At 32.3% G+C, this 20,725-nt stretch carries 20 protein-coding genes; 10 read left to right on the plus strand and 10 right to left on the minus strand.

The window, feature by feature from the left end; genetic code table 11:
- The first annotated feature begins 69 nt into the window (after window positions 1-69).
- A complete protein-coding gene (locus LPB87_RS15585; RefSeq protein WP_230728485.1) occupies window positions 70-513 on the plus strand; it encodes a thiol-disulfide oxidoreductase DCC family protein in 444 nt (147 codons plus the stop codon).
- 313 nt (window positions 514-826) lie between these two features.
- Here the strand turns inward: LPB87_RS15585 and ettA are convergent, their stop codons facing one another.
- The 3 genes from ettA to holA are packed head-to-tail and all read right to left on the minus strand — an operon-like array spanning window position 827 to window position 3,801.
- Complete coding sequence (ettA, locus tag LPB87_RS15590) at window positions 827-2,521, minus strand: energy-dependent translational throttle protein EttA (protein WP_129538481.1); 1,695 nt, start codon at window positions 2,519-2,521, stop codon at window positions 827-829.
- A 35-nt stretch (window positions 2,522-2,556) separates the two neighbouring features.
- A complete protein-coding gene (locus LPB87_RS15595) occupies window positions 2,557-2,739 on the minus strand; it encodes a CAL67264 family membrane protein (RefSeq protein ID WP_129538482.1) in 183 nt (60 codons plus the stop codon).
- Between the two features lie 57 nt (window positions 2,740-2,796).
- The gene (holA, locus tag LPB87_RS15600; RefSeq protein ID WP_129538483.1) at window positions 2,797-3,801 is read right to left on the minus strand and encodes a DNA polymerase III subunit delta; all 1,005 of its coding nucleotides are present in this window, start codon (window positions 3,799-3,801) and stop codon (window positions 2,797-2,799) included.
- A gap of 92 nt (window positions 3,802-3,893) precedes the next feature.
- Between holA and LPB87_RS15605 the strand changes: the two genes are divergently transcribed.
- The 3 genes from LPB87_RS15605 to LPB87_RS15615 are packed head-to-tail and all read left to right on the plus strand — an operon-like array spanning window position 3,894 to window position 6,255.
- Window positions 3,894-4,349 (plus strand): type I restriction enzyme HsdR N-terminal domain-containing protein, encoded by a 456-nt coding sequence (locus LPB87_RS15605; RefSeq protein ID WP_230728486.1) that lies wholly within the window; start codon window positions 3,894-3,896, stop codon window positions 4,347-4,349.
- 12 nt (window positions 4,350-4,361) lie between these two features.
- Window positions 4,362-5,381 carry a glycosyltransferase family 2 protein gene (locus LPB87_RS15610; RefSeq protein ID WP_230728487.1) on the plus strand — a complete coding sequence of 340 codons (1,020 nt, stop codon included), beginning with the start codon at window positions 4,362-4,364 and terminating at the stop codon, window positions 5,379-5,381.
- 37 nt (window positions 5,382-5,418) lie between these two features.
- On the plus strand, window positions 5,419-6,255 hold the full coding sequence (locus tag LPB87_RS15615; RefSeq protein WP_129538486.1) for a flagellar motor protein MotB: 837 nt from the start codon (window positions 5,419-5,421) through the stop codon (window positions 6,253-6,255).
- Between the two features lie 415 nt (window positions 6,256-6,670).
- On the opposite strand, the gene LPB87_RS15620 is transcribed toward LPB87_RS15615, so the two are convergent.
- From LPB87_RS15620 to LPB87_RS15630, 3 genes are all read right to left on the minus strand, one after another.
- Entirely contained in the window at window positions 6,671-7,291 is a 621-nt protein-coding gene (locus LPB87_RS15620) for an L-threonylcarbamoyladenylate synthase (protein ID WP_129538487.1), read from the minus strand.
- A gap of 81 nt (window positions 7,292-7,372) precedes the next feature.
- Window positions 7,373-9,709 (minus strand): UvrD-helicase domain-containing protein, encoded by a 2,337-nt coding sequence (locus tag LPB87_RS15625; RefSeq protein WP_230728533.1) that lies wholly within the window; start codon window positions 9,707-9,709, stop codon window positions 7,373-7,375.
- A 280-nt stretch (window positions 9,710-9,989) separates the two neighbouring features.
- On the minus strand, window positions 9,990-10,757 hold the full coding sequence (locus LPB87_RS15630) for a TSUP family transporter (RefSeq protein WP_129538488.1): 768 nt from the start codon (window positions 10,755-10,757) through the stop codon (window positions 9,990-9,992).
- A 125-nt stretch (window positions 10,758-10,882) separates the two neighbouring features.
- Between LPB87_RS15630 and LPB87_RS15635 the strand changes: the two genes are divergently transcribed.
- Window positions 10,883-11,404, plus strand: coding sequence for a hypothetical protein (locus LPB87_RS15635; RefSeq protein WP_129538489.1), 522 nt, complete (start codon window positions 10,883-10,885; stop codon window positions 11,402-11,404).
- Here LPB87_RS15635 and LPB87_RS15640 read toward each other — a convergent pair whose 3' ends face one another.
- Window positions 11,405-12,304: a patatin-like phospholipase family protein gene (locus LPB87_RS15640; protein ID WP_129538490.1), complete on the minus strand. Its 900-nt coding sequence runs from the start codon at window positions 12,302-12,304 to the stop codon at window positions 11,405-11,407.
- A 193-nt stretch (window positions 12,305-12,497) separates the two neighbouring features.
- On the minus strand, window positions 12,498-14,561 hold the full coding sequence (locus LPB87_RS15645) for a M1 family metallopeptidase (RefSeq protein ID WP_230728488.1): 2,064 nt from the start codon (window positions 14,559-14,561) through the stop codon (window positions 12,498-12,500).
- A gap of 103 nt (window positions 14,562-14,664) precedes the next feature.
- On the opposite strand from LPB87_RS15645, the gene LPB87_RS15650 reads away from it, so the two are divergent.
- The 4 genes from LPB87_RS15650 to LPB87_RS15665 all read left to right on the plus strand — a co-directional run bounded on the left by LPB87_RS15650 (window position 14,665) and on the right by LPB87_RS15665 (window position 17,269).
- A complete protein-coding gene (locus LPB87_RS15650; protein WP_230728489.1) occupies window positions 14,665-15,393 on the plus strand; it encodes a diphthine--ammonia ligase in 729 nt (242 codons plus the stop codon).
- A gap of 43 nt (window positions 15,394-15,436) precedes the next feature.
- Window positions 15,437-15,943 carry a hypothetical protein gene (locus tag LPB87_RS15655; RefSeq protein WP_230728490.1) on the plus strand — a complete coding sequence of 169 codons (507 nt, stop codon included), beginning with the start codon at window positions 15,437-15,439 and terminating at the stop codon, window positions 15,941-15,943.
- A 3-nt stretch (window positions 15,944-15,946) separates the two neighbouring features.
- Complete coding sequence (locus LPB87_RS15660) at window positions 15,947-16,639, plus strand: aspartyl/asparaginyl beta-hydroxylase domain-containing protein (RefSeq protein WP_230728491.1); 693 nt, start codon at window positions 15,947-15,949, stop codon at window positions 16,637-16,639.
- A 231-nt stretch (window positions 16,640-16,870) separates the two neighbouring features.
- Window positions 16,871-17,269, plus strand: a complete 399-nt coding sequence (locus tag LPB87_RS15665; RefSeq protein WP_230728492.1) for a hypothetical protein — start codon at window positions 16,871-16,873, stop codon at window positions 17,267-17,269.
- A 3-nt stretch (window positions 17,270-17,272) separates the two neighbouring features.
- Here the strand turns inward: LPB87_RS15665 and LPB87_RS15670 are convergent, their stop codons facing one another.
- Window positions 17,273-17,755, minus strand: a complete 483-nt coding sequence (locus tag LPB87_RS15670) for a DUF4348 domain-containing protein (protein WP_230728493.1) — start codon at window positions 17,753-17,755, stop codon at window positions 17,273-17,275.
- Entirely contained in the window at window positions 17,752-18,306 is a 555-nt protein-coding gene (locus LPB87_RS15675; RefSeq protein WP_230728494.1) for a DUF1697 domain-containing protein, read from the minus strand. The genes LPB87_RS15670 and LPB87_RS15675 overlap by 4 nt, the downstream gene beginning before the upstream one ends.
- Before the next feature lie 180 nt (window positions 18,307-18,486).
- Between LPB87_RS15675 and recG the strand changes: the two genes are divergently transcribed.
- A complete protein-coding gene (recG, locus tag LPB87_RS15680) occupies window positions 18,487-20,595 on the plus strand; it encodes an ATP-dependent DNA helicase RecG (protein WP_230728495.1) in 2,109 nt (702 codons plus the stop codon).
- The last annotated feature ends 130 nt before the right edge of the window (window positions 20,596-20,725 follow it).

Below are 20,725 nucleotides of genomic sequence, written 5' to 3' on the forward strand. Positions count from 1 at the left end.
ACTGTATAAAGTGGTTTTGTTAAAGCTTTAAACCTGACAAAGTTTTTTGAAATTGTAAACTTAAAAAAAATGAATACACAAGATGGCATTGCTTCGTTTCTTGCAAAGAATGCTGAGAACAAAAAAATAATTCTCTTTGATGGAGTTTGTAATTTATGTGATTCGGCTGTGCAGTTTATTATCAAACATGATAAAAAAGATATTTTTCGTTTTGCAGCTTTGCAATCTGAAATAGGTAAAGAAATTTGTAATCATATAGGAGTTGATATTGCTAAAGTTGATAGCATTATATTTTATGAACCAGGAATAGCTTATTATTACAAGTCTGGAGCAGCAATTGCAATAGCTGAAAATCTTGGAATTTTTTGGAGTTGGTTTTCTGTTTTTAAAATAATTCCTGTTTTTTTAAGGGATCCGTTATATAATTATATTGCCAAGAATAGATACAAATGGTATGGCAAAAAAGAAAGATGTATGATACCTACTCTTGAATTAAAGGCAAAGTTTTTGTAAATTCTAAGTTTTACATAATATTGTCATCCCGAGGAACGAGGGATCTCTATTAGTAGCTCGACAAAGATTGGCAATTTAATTTACAGAGTTTCTTGCGGAGATCCCTTGTTTCTTGGGATGATAAAAATGAGTTTTTTTGTAAATTACTATTCTAGCCCTGATGGTCGCGGCATCCTTTTTGTTTTTTCTTTAAAAATAAAAAGATATAGCAGACAGCAGGAATTAGCTTCTAAAAAAAACACACACTAAGTTTATTATATAAAAAAAGCCTCAAATAATTAAATTTGAGGCTTTTTTAGAAATCATAAGAATACTAGTTTCTTATTAATTTTCTGTATTTCAAACGTTTTGGAGTTAAATCTCCCCCTAAACGTTTTTTCTTGTTTTCTTCGTATTCTGAGAATCCTCCTTCAAAATAGTAAACTTCTGAATTTCCTTCGAAAGCTAAAATATGCGTACAAATTCTATCAAGGAACCATCTGTCGTGAGAAATAACTACAGCACAACCAGCAAAATTCTCTAAACCTTCCTCTAATGCACGAAGTGTATTTACATCTAAGTCATTCGTAGGCTCATCTAGTAAAAGTACGTTTCCTTCTTCTTTTAGTGTCATTGCTAAGTGCAAACGGTTACGTTCACCACCTGATAATGTTGAAACTTTTTTGTTTTGATCGCTTCCGCCAAAGTTAAAACGACTTAGGTAAGCACGAGAGTTTACCTGGCGGCCACCCATCATGATTAATTCCTGACCATCACAGAAATTTTCCCAGATCGATTTGTTAGGATCAATATTAGAGTGCGCTTGATCTACATAAGCAATTTTTACAGTTTCACCTATTGCAAATTCACCGCTATCTGGTTGTTCTTCTCCCATAATCATTCTGAAAATAGTCGATTTACCAGCACCGTTTGGTCCGATAACTCCAACAATTCCAGCTTGTGGTAAAGTGAAATTCAAATTATCATACAACAATTTGTCTCCAAATGCTTTAGCTACATTTTTAGCCTCGATAACATTTGTTCCTAAACGTGGACCGTTCGGGATATAGATTTCTAGATTTTCATCTAGTTGTTTTTGATCTTCGTTTAATAATTTATCGTAATTCTGTAAACGCGCTTTTTGTTTTGTCTGACGCCCTTTTGCTCCCTGACGAACCCAGTCAAGTTCACGCTCTAAGTTTTTACGACGTTTTGAAGCCACTTTTTCTTCAAGTGCCATTCTGCTTGATTTTTGATCTAGCCAAGAAGAATAATTCCCTTTCCAAGGAATACCTTCACCTCTATCTAATTCTAAAATCCAACCTGCAACATTATCAAGGAAATATCTATCGTGCGTTACAGCAATTACAGTTCCTGCATATTGTGCTAAATGTTGCTCTAACCAAAGTACCGACTCAGCATCTAAGTGGTTGGTAGGCTCATCAAGTAACAATACATCAGGTTGTTGTAATAATAAACGACATAATGCTACACGACGACGCTCTCCTCCTGAAAGGTTTTTGATAGGAGTATCTCCGTCTGGAGTACGTAGCGCATCCATTGCGATTTCTAATTTAGTATCGATTTCCCAAGCTCCCAATGCATCAATTTTATCTTGCAAAGCAGCTTGACGATCCATCAACTTATCCATTTTATCAGCATCTTCATAGTTTTCAGGAAGACCAAATAAATCGTTGATTTTATTATATTCTTCTAGAACTGCCATTGTTTCGGCAACTCCTTCACGAACAATTTCAATTACTGTTTTTTCATCGTCTAATTGTGGTTCTTGTTCTAGGTATCCTACTGTGTAACCTGGAGCAAAAACTACATCACCTTGGTAATTTTTATCAACACCAGCAATAATCTTCAAAAGTGAAGATTTTCCTGAACCATTTAAACCTAAAATACCAATTTTAGCTCCATAAAAAAAGCTTAGATAGATATTTTTTAGCACTTGCTTGTCGCTACTTGAGTATGTTTTACTCAGTTTCGACATGGAGAAAATTACTTTCTTATCGTCTGACATTATAAATTTATTTTAAAATTTTATTACTTTTTTATTTAAACTCTTCCTTTTAATGCATTGAAAACCCATGCATTGGCCAAAAAGCCTACTCCTGTTGCGGCAAATCCCCAACCAGAAACATCTCTATATCTAAAAATTCCAAGTCCAATTAGGAGAAAACCCATTATAAACATTATAAAGGTTGCCCATCCTAAGATTGTGTTTTTATTCATCCCCATAATCGCGGTATTATTTTTACATTATATAAGCTTACAAATATCGGTAATTTTAGTGGCTTAATTAAATATTTTGTAGAGCATTTCTTTTAATAAATCAGATTGTGGTAATGCATTGGCTCCCACTCCTTTACTTTTAACGTCAATATCGCGTAATGCTGAAACTACCTGACTTACTTTTCTCATAGGGTAATTTTTTATTGCCAAATCATATTCTTTTAAGAAATAAGGATTTACGCCTATCGCTGTTGCAACATTTTTCGGGTTTTTATCCTTCAATCCGTGATATTTTAATAGCTGTATGAAGAAACCGAAGATTAAACCTGTTGTCATAACTATTGGGTAATCTTTAGGATTGTGAGCAAAGTTTTCGGCAATTTTGTATGCTTTTATCTGATTGCGCTCTCCAATAGCTTTGCGGAGTTCAAATACATTGTAATCTTTACTAAAGCCAATGTTTTCTTCAATGTGAGTAGGTGTGATTGCAGTACCTTTTGGCAAAATTATCTGTAGTTTTTCAAGTTCATTATTAATTTTACTTAAATCTGTTCCTAAAAATTCTACGAGCATGGCATTTGCTTTGGGTTCTATAGAATATCCTTTACCAGATAAAACTCTTTTAATCCAGTCACCAACTTGATTTTCGTATAGTTTTTTACTTTCGTAAACAAGTCCTTTTTGACCTAGTAATTTAGTTACTTTTTTGCGTTTATCGAGTGTCTTATATTTGTAACAAAAGACTAAAACTGTTGTTTCCATTGGGTTTGTAGCATAAGCTTCAAGCTTATCAATTGTTCTTGATAAATCTTGAGCTTCTTTTACAATAATAACCTGACGATCAGCCATCATAGGGTAACGCTTTGCAGCCGAAACTACATCATCTACAGACACATCACGACCATACAGAACTGTTTGATTAAATCCTTTTTCTTCTTCTGAGAGGATATTTTTTTCTATATATTCGGCTAATTTGTCGATGTAATAAGGCTCTTCTCCCATAAGGAAGTAGATAGGCTTGATGTTTCCAGCTTTAATATCATTAACAATTTTTATAACTTCATCCATAATTTTTAATTCAAGTTTAAGGTTTTCGATTATCGCTTCAATAACATGAAACTTTAAAGCCGAAACCTGAAACTATTTTATATTTTTGCCTTATGCAAAAATTAAATTTTCCCTCTTATATATTTCGATTCAAAAATAGCGAAAATAAAGTGTCTATTTTTGATGAAATCAGGAAAAAATTTATCATTCTCACACCTGAAGAATGGGTTCGCCAACATGTGGTCCAGTTTTTAATAATGGAGAAGAAATACCCTAAATCATTGATTAATGTAGAGAAGGTTTTAAAAGTCAATGGATTACGCAAGCGATATGATATTGTAGTGTATAATCCAGACGGTACTATATATATATTAGTAGAATGTAAAGCGCCTGAAGTTAAAATTTCGCAAGCTACTTTTGATCAGATTGCCCGATATAATATGACTATGAAGGCACAATATTTGACAGTTACTAACGGATTGAGTCACTATTTCTGTCAAATGGATTTTGAAAATGAAAAATATGAATTCTTAAGAGAATTACCCAATTATAATTCAGTAAATAAATAAAACGCAATACACTTGGATAAAATAGCAGTTGTCATTTTAAATTGGAATGGAGTAAAATTATTAGAGCAATTTTTGCCTTCGGTAGTGCAGTTTTCGCCCGAAGCAACTATATATGTAGCCGACAATGCCTCAACTGATAGTTCTGTTGCTTATGTAAAAAAGCATTTTCCTACTGTGAAAATTGTCGTAAATACGGGTAATTACGGATATGCTCAAGGATATAATGAAGCATTAAAACATATTGATGCCGAAATATATGCATTAGTAAACTCAGATATAGAGGTTACTGAAAATTGGTTACAGCCGATTTTAGACACTTTCGTAAAAGAGCCAAAGACGGCCATTATTCAGCCAAAAATTTTAGATTTCAAAAGTAAGACTCACTTTGAATATGCTGGTGCTGCAGGTGGTTTTATTGATAAATACGGATATCCGTTTTGTAGAGGACGTATTTTTGATACTATCGAAAAGGATAATGGACAATATAATGACAGCTCTGAATTGTTTTGGGCTTCAGGAGCCTGTTTCTTTATAAGGAGTTCTGTTTATAAAGAATTAAAAGGTTTTGATGAAGGTTTTTTTGCACATCAGGAAGAAATTGATTTATGTTGGCGAGCAATTAATTTAGGTCATGATATTAAATACAATTCACAATCAGTTGTGTATCATATAGGTGGTGCAACATTGCAGCAAGGTAACCCTAGAAAGACCTTTTTGAATTTTAGAAACTCTATGTTGATGCTTACCAAGAATTTGCCCAAAGAGGGGTTTTATGGCATTCTTTTTGCTAGATTAGTACTTGATGGTATCGCAGGGATACAATTTTTAACACAGGGGAAGTTTAATCATACTTGGGCAATAATAAAAGCTCATTTTTCTTTTTATAGTCTTTTTTCAAAGTATTATAAAAAAAGAAACAATTTTCAAACGCAAGAATACTATAAAGTTAAAAGTATCGTTTTCTTGTACTATGTGAAGAAAATCCGCGTATTTAAAGATATCTTTAACAATAATCAAATTAATAACCCTTAACTTTGTAGACATACGTCTAACTAAAATTTTATTTTTTATGAGAAAAATATTCATCGCTTTAACTGCACTAATGGTATTGTCTTCGTGTGTTTCTAAAAAGAAATACGCTGATTTAGAAGCTAAAAACAAAGAAACTCAAGATCTATTAAATTCTTGTACTGTAAAATTAAATTCTTGTTTAGAAGAAAAAGCTGGTTTAGCAGCGACAGTTGCTACTTTGAAAGAACATAACCAGACTTTAATTAGTAGTTCTAAAGATTTAACAATGCTTACTTCTAAAGGAGCTGAAAACTTAGAGAAATCTTTAGAGAGTTTAAAAGAAAAGGATTTAAAAATATCTAGACTTCAAGATGCCTTAACTAAAAAAGATAGTGTTACTCTTGCTTTGGTTACTAGCTTAAAAGGAGCTGTTGGAATCAACGATCCAGACATTGAAATTAATGTAGAAAAAGGAGTTGTATTTATTTCTATTGCTGATAAATTATTATTTAAAAGTGGTAGCTACGATGTAACTGATAAAGCTAAAACAGTTTTAGCTAAAGTTGCTAAAGTAGTTAATGATAAACCAGACTTTGAGTGCATGGTTGAAGGACATACTGATAATGTTCCTTACAAAAGTAATGGTATAATATTAGACAACTGGGACTTAAGTGTTAAACGTTCTACTGCTATTGTTCGTGTATTGACAAATGATTTAGGAGTTAACCCTGCAAAATTAATTGCAGCTGGTAGAAGTTCTTATGTACCATTGGTTGATAATGATACAGCTGAAAACAAAGCACGTAACAGAAGAACTCGTATTGTTGTTATGCCTAAAATTGACCAGTTTTATGATATGGTTGAAAAAGAAATGAAAAAACAATCAGGTAAATAATCTGATCTTTCATATTATAGAATCGTAATAAAATTATGATTTCAAATAAATCAAAGCCAGTGAAATAATTTCACTGGTTTTTTTTATGTGTAATATTTTCGACTCGATTAGGCTTCGACTCCACTCTGCCAGACGGAAGATGTCACTTGTTTTGTGAGTTGAGACGAAGGGTTGCTTCTAAGAAATTTACGATAATTGTATGTGAAGAAAATTACAGATATGACTAAGAGATACCTATTTATAAAAACAGAAAAAGCAGGTCGAATGACCTGCTTTTGTGTATCCCTAATCTTTTTTAATAACCAATTAAATATAATTAAGAATACATTATTGTAATGACTTTTATATGACAATTTTGTTACATGGCTCTAATTTAAGGAATTAACTCCAAATGCCTTGCCGAAATGATGTCTTTTTATAGAATATCTAAGCTTCCTTTTCCTTCTCTTACTACAATTGGCTCATTTTCGGATAAATCGATTATGGTCGATGCTACGTTATCACCATAACCTCCATCAATTACCATATCTACTAAATTTTGCCATTTTTCAAAAATTAGTTCAGGATCAGTAGTATATTCGATTACATCATCTTCATCGCGAATAGATGTTGAAACAATAGGATTTCCTAACTGACGTACAATTTCTAATGCTATTGAGTTGTCAGGTACACGGATTCCGACTGTTGTTTTCTTTTTAAATTCTTTTGGCAAACTATTGTTACCAGGTAAGATAAAAGTGTACGGTCCAGGTAATGCTCTTTTTAGTAATTTAAAAGTGGATGTATCGATTTGGCGTACATAATCAGAAATATTACTTAAATCATGGCATATAAATGAGAAATTTGCTTTTTCAAGTTTAACACCTTTAATTTTTGCAATACGTTCTAATGCGCGCGAATTTGTAATATCACAACCTAAACCGTAAACAGTGTCTGTTGGATAGATAACTAGTCCTCCATTTTTTAAAACTTTAACCACTTTTGCAATTGCTGCTTCACTTGGTTTGTCTGGATATATTTTTATAAATTCTGCCATTTTTTGTTTTGTTTAAAGTTTAAATTGTTTCAGGATTCAAGTTACCGAATAATAGCTTGAATCCTGAAACTTGAAACATTTTTATCCTATTACATCTAGTTTAGCAAATCGCAATAATAATTTTTTAATTCCACCAACTTCAAACTTTATTTCTGCTTTTTTGTCAGCTCCTACTCCTTCTAGGTTAACAACTTCACCTTTACCAAATCGTTCGTGCATTACAGTGTTTCCAATGGTTAATTTGTTATCAAATAAGTTTGGGGCACTTGCATTGTTTGGATTGCTTGAAACAGGTTTCAATCTACGGACATTTAAATCCGGTTTTGGCTCGTTATTATTAGTCGTTTTAGGTGGTGTTGTTCCAATTGGTTTTGCTAATCTTAATTTAGATTTGTCGACATCACCAAAAATATCACTATCAATCATTGGTTTGTAGCGGTAATTGCTTTCCGCAGGTGTTAGGTATTCTAAATATTGAGCATCGATTTCTTCAATAAAACGTGAGGGTTCACTATCTGTTAATTTCCCCCAACGGTAACGTGATTGAGCATATGTTAGATAAGCCTGATGCTCAGCACGAGTTAAAGCTACGTAAAATAAACGACGTTCCTCTTCAAGTTCGCTTCTGGTACTCATACTCATTGCGCTAGGAAATAAGTCTTCTTCCATTCCAACAACAAAAACATGCGGAAATTCTAACCCCTTAGCTAAGTGAATGGTCATCAATGCAACCCTGTCTTCATCACTTGTGTCTTTATCTAGATCAGTAGCTAGAGCTACGTCTTCCATAAATTCTGCTAATGCACCTCTTGCTCCATCAATTTCTCGTTGCCCTTCAGTAAAATCTTTTATACCGTTAAGTAACTCTTCTATATTCTGAATTTTAGCCATTCCTTCAGGAGTAGCGTCTTTTTTAAGTTCTTGTACTAATCCTGTTTTTTTGGCAACATGATCAGTAATATAAAAAGCATCTTGGTTTTTATCAATGACTTGAAAACTTTGAATCATCGTTACAAAATCCCTGATTTTATTCTTTGTTCCGGCATTGAGTTTCAAGTCAATTTTATCAATATTGACCATCACTTCCCAAATTGAACGCTTATAATGATTAGCTGCAATTGTCAATTTTTCTACTGTAGTATCACCAATTCCACGTGCTGGATAATTAATTACGCGAACTAATGCTTCCTCATCCTTAGGATTTATTACTAAACGTAAATAACACAGAACATCTTTGATTTCCTTACGTTGGTAGAATGACAATCCACCATAAATACGATACGGAATATCACGTTTTCTCAATGCGTCTTCCATTGCACGTGATTGCGCATTGGTACGGTATAAAATTGCAAAAGCACCATTATTAAGTTGGTTTTGCATTTTTTGTTCAAAAATAGTACTGGCAACAAAACGGCCTTCTTCAGCATCTGTTAAACTTCTATGAACTTTAATTTTTGCTCCAAAATCATTGGCTGTCCAAACTATTTTATCAAGTTTGGTCTTATTATGCTCCATTATGGTATTCGCTGCTTCAACTATGTTACGAGTTGAACGGTAATTTTGCTCTAAACGATACATTATTACCCCTTCGTAATCCTTCTGGAAATTCAAAATATTATTAATATTTGCTCCACGGAATGCATAGATACTTTGCGCATCGTCTCCTACAACACAAATATTTTGAAATCTGTCTGCTAAAGCTTGGACGATCAAATATTGGGAATGGTTGGTATCTTGGTACTCATCAACAAGAATATACCTAAAACGATCTTGATATTTTGCTAAAACCTCAGGAAAACGAGTTAGTAATTCATTGGTTTTAAGTAGTAAATCGTCAAAATCCATTGCTCCAGCCTTAAAACAGCGATCTACATATTGTTGGTAGATTTCTCCCATTCTAGGTCTTTTTGCCATTGCGTCTGCTTCTTGCAATTCAGGATTATTGAAATATGCTTTTACAGTAATTAGACTATTTTTATAATTGGAGATTCTGCCTAAAACCTGTTTTGGTTTATAAACGTCTCTGTCTAATTGCATTTCTTTAATAATTGAAGAAATTAATCTAGCTGAATCCTGTGAATCATATATTGTGAAATTAGAAGGATATCCTAAATGATCTGCTTCTGAACGTAATATTCGAGCAAAAACAGAGTGGAATGTACCCATCCAAAGGTTTTTTGCCTCCGACGATCCCACAATATCAGATATCCTGTGTTTCATCTCACGGGCCGCTTTATTGGTAAAAGTAAGTGACAAAATATTGAACGCATCAATACCCTGAGCCATCAAATATGCTATTCTAATTGTTAAAACACGAGTTTTTCCTGAACCCGCCCCAGCAATAATAATCATTGGCCCGTCTTTCTTTAAAACAGGCTGTCTTTGTGCTTCATTGAGCTGGTCAATGTATTTTTGCATGAAATTTTTCTCCATAATTAATGCAAAAATAAGAATTTAAAAAGTAAGTTCCTAAGATGCTTAGGTACTGTGTTGCTAAGTTTTTTTGATGCGCAACAAAAGGCTTAAAATAAGATTGTTTCCGCTTTCGGCTTTATCTCTTCGTTACATTACGAGGATACCGCCTCTATCAGGACTAGATTAGAAATAATTGGTTTTTAAAAGATTATGAAGTTCTAAGCGTCAAAGATTAAAATATTAAAAAAACTTAGAACCATTGCTGCTCTGCCTCTCAGAGGTTCTATTTGTAAAAAACATCATAAGCAAATCGAATAAGCGTTCCGATTACTACTACCAAGAAGAATATTCGAATAAAGCCATTTCCTTTGTTAATGGCGAGTTTTGCGCCAAGCCATCCGCCAAGTCCGTTGCTTATTGCCATAGGAATTGCAATTGTCCAGATGATTTTTCCTTTAATTATAAATAGGCAGATCGAACCAAAATTTGTAGCTAAGTTGACCATTTTTGCATTTGCAGAAGCATGTAAAAAATCAAACCCCATTAAAGCAATAAATGCTACTACAAAAAAGCTTCCTGTTCCTGGGCCAATAAACCCATCGTAAAAACCAACGATTATACTAATTAAAACGGCGTATATTATTTGTGTTTTTGCTGAATGATCTTTGACTACTTGCTGACCAAAGTTCTTTTTTGCATAAGTATAAACTAATAATAACGATAAAACGACCAGTAACAGTGGTTTCATAAAATCATTACTCACATATGTCAATAAAGTAGATCCTAAAAATGCAGATGGCACCGCTAAAACCATCATAATGAGTAATAATTTCCATTGAATGACTACTTTTTTCATGTATTGAAAAGCTGCAAAAGCGGTTCCGCTGAAGGCGGGTAATTTTAATGTTCCAATAACTGTTGATACTGGTAAGTTAGGTAATAAAATTAATCCCATTGGTGTCTGAATTAATCCGCCACCGCCTACAATGGCATCAATAAATCCTGCTGCAAAGGCAGCTAAACAAAGTAAAATTATGATATAGTCTTCCAATTATTGTGTAGTATTTGATTCAAAGTTGAAAGTTGGTAAAATTAACCTTCTTAAGTAAATATTACAATTAAAATGGTACTGAATTACGTTCAAAAAGTATATTTTTGTTTTCTCAAATTTTAAAAATGGATTCAAATAAAATCATAGAAATTATTGCTTATACATTACCTTCTGTTGTAACTGGTAGTGTGGCTTATTATTTTTTTAAATCGTATCTTACAGATAAAAAAGACACTAGAAGATGGTTATTGCAAAAAGAGGCTCAAAAACAGGCTTTACCATTGCGTTTACAAGCATATGAGCGTATTACATTGTATTTAGAACGTATTAGTTTAACTAAGTTGTTAATACGTATTGCGCCAACATCTAATGATAAAAATGAATATGAAAATCTAGTTATTGCTCAAATCGAACAAGAATTTGAACATAATTTGACACAACAAATATATATGTCTGATCAATGTTGGACTATTGTAACTACTGCTAAGAATGCTACAATTCAAATGATTCGTAAAGCAAGTATGAGCGATCGTGTTGATAGTGCAGATAAGTTACGTGAGGTTATTTTAAATGATTTATTCGATAAGCAATCACCTAGTAGTGCTGCTTTATCTTATATTAAAGATGAAGTGAGCGAAATGTGGTAATTACCTATTATCGCTCATGATTTCAGACTTGTTTTGTGCATATTCATATCCTTCTTCCCACCATTTTTTCATTTCTTCTTTATTGAAGATTAATGCGTTGTTAGTTAGTTTTGTAGGTGTATAAAACAAGTTTAGTTTTACATTTTTATTCTTTGCAATTAGCTTTCCTATCGCAATATCATGTTTTTCTACTTGATCTAATGCTATTCGAAATAAATCGATCATTAATGAAAATGGGTTTTTACCAATTGCATTTTTGGTAATATTGACTTCTGTTTCAAGGATAACAACATCTATTTCTGTAGCTCCTCTGTGTATAGCCTCACGAATTGGAACCAAGCTCGAGAATCCTCCATCACCATATTCTGAGTTGTTTTTAGAAACCAAACTCATAAAAGGAATATAGTTACTAGATATCCAAATCCAATCGCAAAATTCGTCATAGCTACAATCTTTAATTGATTTGTACTCTGCTTCATTCCTTGATAAATTTGTAACTGTTACAACAACATCAGTTTTAAGTTTTTTTAACTGATTAAATTCAGAAATAGAAAAATGATCCTTGATGTATTTTTGCAATCCTTTACTTTCTCCAAATGTTCTTTTCCCTTTAAAAAACTGACGGATTACATTAAAGTGGTTTATGGTCACAATATCAATTCCGTCTTTCTCTTTTACTACAAATGGACTAATATTAAATATTTTGCCCATGTTTACATTTGTATAAATACCATGAATTTTATGAATGTTTCCAAGGGCCAAATGTGGAATAAGTAAACTTCCAGTTGAAGTGCCTAGAAATAAATCATATTGACATTTTTTTATCTCTAATAAATATTGTGCAACTCCTCCAGCAAAAGCTCCTTTGCTTCCTCCGCCTGAAATAACCAATGCTCTCATATATGTATTGTAGTTTTTTTTTAAGAGAAGAGATTAAAGAACAAAGAAAATAGACTCAACTTTGTAATCTATTATCTATCGTCTACCCTATTTATCTTCTATATTCTTTAATCTATACTCTTTAATCTATACTCTTTAATCTATACTCTTTAATCTATACTCTTTAATCTATACTCTTTAATCTATACTCTTTTTACTCTTTCAATAAACGATTTAGCTGAAACTGTTCATTCGATGACAAATTAGGCAAAATTCTTTCAAATGAACTACGCATTTCAGTATTTTTTAATAGTATTCGAATATTGTCTCTTCCAAATTTAGAAAATTGCCACATATGATGCGTCGTTGCATTAACCAGATTTGTTAGGACCATATCGTTTGTTAATCGAAAATTAATTAATTTTTCTAACGCATTTTGACGCGTGGTAGCTTCATATTTAGGCGAGGAATATTCTATTAATTCGTTTACTAATAGTTGTGGTTCTGAAGTATAATTTGCTGTTGATAATGCCAATGAAAGCCATAATGTCCTTAGATTATAATCGTTGAAGCCAATCCAATTTTTTGATTTATCTAGATATTTATTGCGATGTGAGGGGAAATTGTTCCATAAATAAAACAAGGCTATCTCTTGTGTTTGATACGATTTATCATCAAGTAACGTTTCATATTGTATTCTGAAATCTTCAGGAATTTTATATAGAGTTGCTGCTACTTCTTGTCTAACTTGTATGTTGTTAGTGTTTAAAGCAAGTGTAAGTAATTGCTTTTTTACTTCATATTTCTCATTTTTTAGCTGGTTTACAATTGCTTTTTTAACTGTAAAATATACATCTGATTGTAAAACTTCCGATAGAAACTCTTCTTTTTCTGTTATTGTTTTTTTATTCAGTTTATCAACTTCTAAGCGTATTTGTATTGCTTTATTTTTATTCAGTAAATCATTTGCTTGTTGTGTATTAAAAGCTATTGTCTCAAGCCATACTTTAGAGAATTCTTTTAAATTATAATTAGATAGTTTTTTTATTTCTTCAAAAAAATCATCTGTATTTACTGTTTTATAAGCATATTTCTTCAAGTAATTTTTAATTACTTTTTTAAAAGTTTTATCACCTAAGGCATCGTGTAAAACAAATAATGCCCATGCTCCTTTTTCATAAAAAGTAAGCGAACTTGCTTTAGGGTTTAAAACTGGTATTGTATCAGTTCTTGAGGCAAATTTTAGTTGTTGTGACGTTTCGTACAATTTGGAATAAAAATAATCGTCACCATAAATTTCTTTTTCAGCAAGCAATGCGTAATAGGTTGCAAAACCTTCTTGTAGCCAATGATGTGTGCTGCTTTCGGCTGTAATCAAGTTTCCAAACCAGTGGTGTGCGAGCTCATGCGCATTAACATTAGTATATTTTCTATCTTCAAATCCTGTAGAATCAACAACGTATCTGGTAGAAAATAACGTAGCGGTTGTATTTTCCATTCCAGCATATAAAAAGTCACGCACTGGGGCTTGTCTGTATATTTCCCAAGGATACTTTACTCCTATTTCTTTTTCTAGAAAATCAAAAATTTCTTTAGAGTGACGATAGGTTGGTTCGAAGCGAGAAAGGTCGTTGTTTTCGATATAATATTCTAAAGGGATTCGTGATTTAGATTTTAATGCGTTTTCTTGGTATTTTCCTATAGCAAGTACTAATAAATATGAACTCATAGGGTTTTGCATGCGGTATTGCCAAATAAACGAACTTCCATTTTCTAATTTGTCTTTCAGGATACCATTTGAAATTACTGTATAGTTTTTATCGAAGGTAATATCCATATTAAAGATTACTTTTTCATTGACATCATCAAAGCTTGGAAACCAGTTACTGGTATATCTTCCTTGTCCTTGTGTCCAGATTTCAGTATCCTCCTTATTTTCTGCGTTTATAAAATATAAAGCTTGTTTAGGCTGGACAGCATAGCTAAAAGTAAGTGTGTTTTTTCCTTTTTGAAATGGGGAAACTAATTGTAATTGCTTATTTGTGTTTATGAAAATTATTGCATCGCCATTTACCTTTATATCTGTAAAAGTCATGTTTTGCGCGTCAATTTTAATGGTATCTATGGGTTTTAAAACATCAAAATCATATTTTACATTTCCTGATACGATCTTATTTGTTGTATTGATATTAATTTCTCCTAAAACGGTTTTAAAATCAACATATTGAGTTTGTTGTGCAAAGCTGAATAGAGAAAAGAAAAAAAGAAGGTATTTCATTATTTATTTAATTTGGTACTAAGGTTTTCAAAGTTACAAAGGTTTAATGAACTAATCGAAGTAAATTTGTAAGTTTACTTTTTGAAAATTTTAAACAATTCTATTGAAAAAGATCGCCTTATTTAATTGGAGCAGCGGCAAAGACTCTGCTCTAGCATTATATAAAATACAACAAGCAAATGAATTCGAAATCAGTTGTTTACTTACTAGTGTAAACGAACAGTTTCAGCGTATTTCTATGCATGGCGTTCGTGTAGAGTTGTTGCAGCAACAAGCAGAAAGTATTGGATTGCCTCTAGAAATCATGCAAATTCCAGAAATGCCAACTATGGAAGTGTATGAAGAAGTGATGAGTAAGACCTTAGTTAAGCTTAAAAATCAAGGAGTTAAATATTCTATTTTTGGAGATATTTTTCTTGAAGATTTGCGTAAATATCGTGAAGATAAATTAGTTGATATCGGTTTTGAAGCAGTGTTTCCGTTATGGAAAATTCCAACTAAAGATATAATTCATGAATTTATTTCTTTGGGGTTTAAAACGATTGTGGTTTGTGTAAATGAACGTTTTCTTGATAAAAGTTTTGTAGGCCGTGTAATTGATCAGGATTTTATAAATGATTTGCCAGATAATGTAGATGTGTGTGGTGAAAACGGTGAATTTCATACCTTTACCTTCGATGGGCCTATTTTTTCTAAGCCAATTAAATTTGAAATAGGAGAAATTGTACATCGAAAATATGAAAAACCAAAGACAGAATCCAGTAATACAGCCTGTGATTCAAATGGAGATGATGCTTTTGATTATGGATTTTGGTATTGCGATTTGATATAAACTAATATACAGATTTATAAAATAAATTTAAAAACTCACTCCTATGCATATAAAAGAAAAGAGCTCTGAAATAGAAAAGATTATATTTTTCTTGGATGAAATTGGGATTAAAGTTGTTGAAAAAGAATTAGATGATACTTTTTTGCCGGGACTGTCATTAGGTTCAAGTTGTGTTTACATTGATTATAAAAAAATGTTATATCCGGGAGATATATTACATGAAGCAGGACATCTGGCTGTTACTCCTACTGCCAATCGAGAATTAATAGGAACTGATGAAATAGCTAGTGATTGGCCAACAGAAGGCGAAGAAATTGCGGCAATCCTTTGGTCTTTTGCGGCAGCAAAACATTTAGATTTGCCTTTAGAGTTAGTATTTCATCCTAATGGCTATAAGAATGATTCAGAGTGGTTAATATCAAATTTTAATGATGAAGTTTATATAGGTTTGCCTTTTCTTGAATGGGCAGGACTGGCTTTAGGAAAAGAACGAGCATCAGAAGAAGGAAAAGAAGCATTTCCTAAAATGATAAAATGGATAAGAGAATAAATTATGGATAAACTAGTACGCTCTATAAAGTTTCCGATTGTTTTTGATTCTGAAAAACTACAAAATGATCTAAAAAAGATTATTAACGAAAATTGGATTGATCATTACAATACTGATTGTTACTCAGGAAAATGGAATTCGATTGCTCTAATGTCTCCAAACGGAAAATCAGATGTTATTTATGCTTCACCAACTAATAATGAAAAACTAGTTGAGACTGAGATCTTAAACTCCTGTACTTACTTTAAAGAAATTTTAGATGGCTTTTTATTCGAAAAAACAGCTGTCCGATTATTACAGTTGGCTGTAGGTGCAGAAGTTAAACCACATAGTGATAATTGTTTGGGATACGAAGATGACTCCTTTAGACTGCATATTCCAATAATTACCAATAGTGATGTTGAATTTATTTTAGATGGTACTCGTTTGATTATGAATGAAGGTGAATGTTGGTATATCGATGCTAATTTTATTCATTCGGTTGCAAATAGAGGTACGCAAGACCGTATTCATCTTGTTATTGATGGTGTTAGAAATGAATGGACTGATGCTATGTTTTACAAGGAAGCTCCTCAAGACCAATTTGTAAAACCTGTTCCGGTGATGAGTAATGAACAAAAACAGCTTATTATTAATGAATTACGCTTAATGAATACGCCAATGGCAGATGAAATGATTAAAAATCTAGAGCAATAAATTTTGATTTAATTATTTAAAATAGCTGGGTGTAAAATGTAAAATATGATTTAACACATTAGGAATATTGATTTTATGTGTAAAATAGAATCCAAAATGAAAACATTTCTTTCATATAGTAGGTTCTGTGCGTTTAAATTAAGTGAAACATCTTATTTTGAAAGTACAAAAACGATGCTACTGGGTGTTGGAATTAATTACAGCCGTTGTGCTGTTAAAGAGTAAACATAAGTGAATAAATTAAATTTAAGAAAATATGGAACAATAATTACTTTGATTATTGTTGCTTTTTTATTTCAAAGCTGTTTAGTAAGCAGATGTCAAAGGCCTCAAATTATGGGGTATATTTATGATGAAGGTACCAAGACTCCTATTGAAAATTGTAAGGTAGGCGAAAGTTTAACCAATGCAATGGGGTATTTTAATCTAAAAGAAATGAGATATTCTCAATTTACTTTTGTGGGATATGAAGCGCCTCCACTACATGTTAATGAAACTATTTATAAAGAAGGTTATGAAAAGAAATCTATTGATTTACATAATCCTTTTGGTGGTGGAATGAGAAAAGGTGCAGTTCATAAGGTTGATACTATTTACTTGAAAAAGAATGTAGTTACGGTTCTTAATTAATTTTTAGGTTGAAACATCAACCCAGGTTACAAGTTGCCATTTTCCATCTTTTTTTTCAAAAAAATAATCTATAAAAATGCCATTATTGATTCCACGTTGTTGAATAACGGCTTTGTCTTTTTTTAGGATTAATTGTTGATTATAGTCTCTTTCTTCTGGTTTTTTATCTAGGTCAATAGTTGTGTATTTCTCTTTAGGAATTACGTAATCAACGAGTTCTAAATCATCGTTATTGATTTTTACTTTAAGTGGAAAAATAACTCTACTTATTTGAAATACAGTGTCATGATTGAATAACCTAAAGAAATGATTGAAGTCTTCGATATCATTTTTATCACTTGCACCTACAGGTGTTTTTTCTTCGTTTGCGACAACATTCTCTTCTTCGTCTTTTAAAATAGTGGTATTTTGAGGCGCTATTTGTTTTTTACAGCTTACAATAAGCAATAGTAAAATTATAAAAGATGGTTTTAGAATTGTTTTCATGCCCCTTGTCTTTCTTCGTATATTTTTAATAATTGCGTTACAGTATTCCAGTTTCTGATGGTTGCTGTTACATTAAGTTTTTTCTCGATATATTTTTGATCAAATCTAGTTTTTCCAGCTCCAACCGCATATTTGATGAATATTCTATTGCCATCAATACTAGCTTCGTCTGGCTTAAATTGACTAATTTTTAAATCATTGATGCTTTCGCTTCGCAATGCTATTGAAACAAACGCAACATATAATTTCTTGATGTCGGCATCTTTTTCTTTTAAAAAAGGATTGTTCTTAAAACAAGCTTCTAAATCTTCTTTGCTAATCACTACAATTGGCACTTCATGACCAAATACTTTGAAGATTTCTTGTTTAATTAAAAAGCCAACTTTTGAAGCATTGTCTTCCTCTGTGTCTACAAAAACATTACCTGACTGGATATAAGTCTGAACATTTTTAAAGCCTATATTTTCTAAAGTAGTTTTTAAAGCTTCCATTTTGATCATGTTGTGTCCAGAAACATTGATACCACGAAGTAATGCGAGATGAGTTGTCATTTGTTTTAATTTATTTTTCAAAGATATAAATATTCAAAGTCTAATAAGTCAATTTTTAAATTTCCTAATTAAAATCTATCTTCGCCTTATGAAAAAAGAGTATAGAAAAAAGAATATAGACTAACATCTATTCTCTTTATTCTATCTTCTAAGATATCCAATAATCGAGTAAACAAAAAAATGTCTAATAATCTTCTTCAAACTCCTATCGAATATTTAAAAGGTGTTGGTCCTAATCGGGGCGAATTGCTTCGTAAGGAATTGGGGATTCATAAATACATGGATTTAGTTAACTTTTTTCCCAATCGTTATATAGACAGAACTCGATATTATAAGATTAATGAATTGCAGAATACAGGCTCTGAAGTTCAGATTATTGGTAAAATTATCAATATAAAAACAGTTGAATTTGCTAAGAATAAAAAACGTTTAGTAGCAACTTTTGTAGATGATACGGGGCAAATAGACTTAAACTGGTTTCAGGGACATAAATGGATTCGTGAAAGTTTAAAGCTCAATGAAGTTTGTGTTATTTTTGGGAAATGTAGTTTGTACGGCAGTCAGTTTAGTATGTCACATCCCGAAATTGAATTAATGGATGAGCACCAACAAAGTCTACGTTCGGCTATGCAACCTGTTTATCCTTCAACGGAAACCTTGACAAATCGAGGTATTTCTAATCGGGTGATTAATAAACTCATGCAACAACTATTTCTGGAAACACAAACGTTGTTTACAGAAACACTTCCTGATTATTTAACAAGCGAATTAAAGCTGATTCCTAAAAGAGCCGCTTTGTTTAATATCCATTTTCCTAAAAGCACTGATGCTTTGGCGAAAGCCCAATACCGATTAAAATTTGAGGAATTGTTTTTTATTCAGTTACAGTTGATAACTAAGAATCTGATTAGGAAGCATAAAATCAAAGGGCATCCGTTTACAAAAGTGGGCGAATATTTTAATGTTTTTTATCAAAATCACTTGCCTTTTGAGCTCACAAATGCTCAAAAAAGGGTAATTAAAGAAATTCGTGTTGATATGGGTAGTAATGCTCAAATGAACCGATTATTGCAAGGAGATGTAGGTTCTGGTAAAACAATCGTTGCTTTTATGAGTATGTTATTGGCACTAGATAACGGTTTTCAGGCCTGCCTGATGGCGCCAACAGAAATCTTAGCTAATCAGCATTTTGTAGGATTATCAGAACTAGCCGCAACATTAAATATCAATATAAAAATACTAACAGGTTCTACTAAAATTGCTGCCAGACGAGTGATTCATGAAGAATTAGAAAATGGTAGTTTGCATATTATAATAGGAACGCACGCTTTATTAGAAGATAAAGTGAAGTTTAAAAACTTAGGATTGGCTGTAATCGACGAGCAACATCGTTTTGGTGTGGAGCAACGTTCTAAATTATGGAAGAAGAATGAGATTCCACCACATGTATTGGTAATGACGGCTACTCCTATTCCTAGGACTTTAGCAATGAGTTTGTATGGCGATTTAGATATTTCGGTGATCGATGAATTGCCTCCAGGGCGAAAACCAATACAAACGGTTCATCGTTATGATAGTAACCGATTGAAAGTTTGGAAATTCCTTCGCGATGAAATTGCTTTAGGCAGACAAATTTATATAGTGTATCCGTTGATTCAAGAATCAGAAAAAATGGATTTCAAGGATTTAATGGATGGTTATGAGAGTATTTCTCGTGATTTTCCCCTACCCGATTATTCGATTTCTATTCTTCATGGAAAAATGAAACCTGCAGATAAAGATTCAGAAATGAAACGCTTTTCTGAAGGTAAAACTAATATAATGGTTGCTACGACTGTTATTGAAGTTGGTGTTAATGTACCGAATGCGAGTGTAATGATTATAGAAAGTGCCGAACGTTTTGGACTTTCGCAACTCCATCAATTGCGTGGTCGTGTTGGTCGTGGTGCTGAGCAGAGTTATTGTATTTTGATGACTTCTCATAAATTAAGTTCGGATAGTAAAACGCGAATGGAAACTATGGTACAAACGAATGATGGTTTTCAAATTGCCGAGGTTGACTTAAAACTTCGCGGGCCCGGTGATTTAATGGGGACGCAACAAAGTGGTGTTTTAAATCTTCAAATAGCTGATATTGTTCGTGATCGTGATATTTTATCTCTCGCTAGAAATTATGCTTTAATGATTCTTAAAGAAGATGCACCATTGCAAAAGCCTGAAAATGCAATATTGAAAGCTGTTTTTATTGAGTTAACGAAGAAAAAGAACATCTGGAATTATATTAGTTAGTTTTTTTTAAGTTACAAAGATTCAAAGGCTCAAAGGTTCAAAGTTGCAAAGGTTTTAAGGGCTTAGTTCCTATGGCTATTGGGATTGTACTTTTTTTAGTTATTTAGATTGAGACAAATATATGAGTATA

This window comes from Flavobacterium sp. EDS (genome assembly GCF_020991525.1).
Taxonomy (GTDB): Bacteria; Bacteroidota; Bacteroidia; order Flavobacteriales; family Flavobacteriaceae; genus Flavobacterium.

What these genes read in the sequence shown, in the direction of transcription:
- LPB87_RS15585 (WP_230728485.1), top strand. Translation starts at nt 70, where the DNA reads ATGAATACACAAGATGGCATTGCTTCGTTTCTTGCAAAGAATGCTGAG.
- ettA (WP_129538481.1), bottom strand. Translation starts at nt 2,521, where the DNA reads ATGTCAGACGATAAGAAAGTAATTTTCTCCATGTCGAAACTGAGTAAA.
- LPB87_RS15595 (WP_129538482.1), bottom strand. Translation starts at nt 2,739, where the DNA reads ATGGGGATGAATAAAAACACAATCTTAGGATGGGCAACCTTTATAATG.
- holA (WP_129538483.1), bottom strand. Translation starts at nt 3,801, where the DNA reads ATGGATGAAGTTATAAAAATTGTTAATGATATTAAAGCTGGAAACATC.
- LPB87_RS15605 (WP_230728486.1), top strand. Translation starts at nt 3,894, where the DNA reads ATGCAAAAATTAAATTTTCCCTCTTATATATTTCGATTCAAAAATAGC.
- LPB87_RS15615 (WP_129538486.1), top strand. Translation starts at nt 5,419, where the DNA reads ATGAGAAAAATATTCATCGCTTTAACTGCACTAATGGTATTGTCTTCG.
- LPB87_RS15620 (WP_129538487.1), bottom strand. Translation starts at nt 7,291, where the DNA reads ATGGCAGAATTTATAAAAATATATCCAGACAAACCAAGTGAAGCAGCA.
- LPB87_RS15625 (WP_230728533.1), bottom strand. Translation starts at nt 9,709, where the DNA reads ATGCAAAAATACATTGACCAGCTCAATGAAGCACAAAGACAGCCTGTT.
- LPB87_RS15635 (WP_129538489.1), top strand. Translation starts at nt 10,883, where the DNA reads ATGGATTCAAATAAAATCATAGAAATTATTGCTTATACATTACCTTCT.
- LPB87_RS15640 (WP_129538490.1), bottom strand. Translation starts at nt 12,304, where the DNA reads ATGAGAGCATTGGTTATTTCAGGCGGAGGAAGCAAAGGAGCTTTTGCT.
- LPB87_RS15645 (WP_230728488.1), bottom strand. Translation starts at nt 14,561, where the DNA reads ATGAAATACCTTCTTTTTTTCTTTTCTCTATTCAGCTTTGCACAACAA.
- LPB87_RS15655 (WP_230728490.1), top strand. Translation starts at nt 15,437, where the DNA reads ATGCATATAAAAGAAAAGAGCTCTGAAATAGAAAAGATTATATTTTTC.
- LPB87_RS15660 (WP_230728491.1), top strand. Translation starts at nt 15,947, where the DNA reads ATGGATAAACTAGTACGCTCTATAAAGTTTCCGATTGTTTTTGATTCT.
- LPB87_RS15670 (WP_230728493.1), bottom strand. Translation starts at nt 17,755, where the DNA reads ATGAAAACAATTCTAAAACCATCTTTTATAATTTTACTATTGCTTATT.
- LPB87_RS15675 (WP_230728494.1), bottom strand. Translation starts at nt 18,306, where the DNA reads ATGACAACTCATCTCGCATTACTTCGTGGTATCAATGTTTCTGGACAC.
- recG (WP_230728495.1), top strand. Translation starts at nt 18,487, where the DNA reads ATGTCTAATAATCTTCTTCAAACTCCTATCGAATATTTAAAAGGTGTT.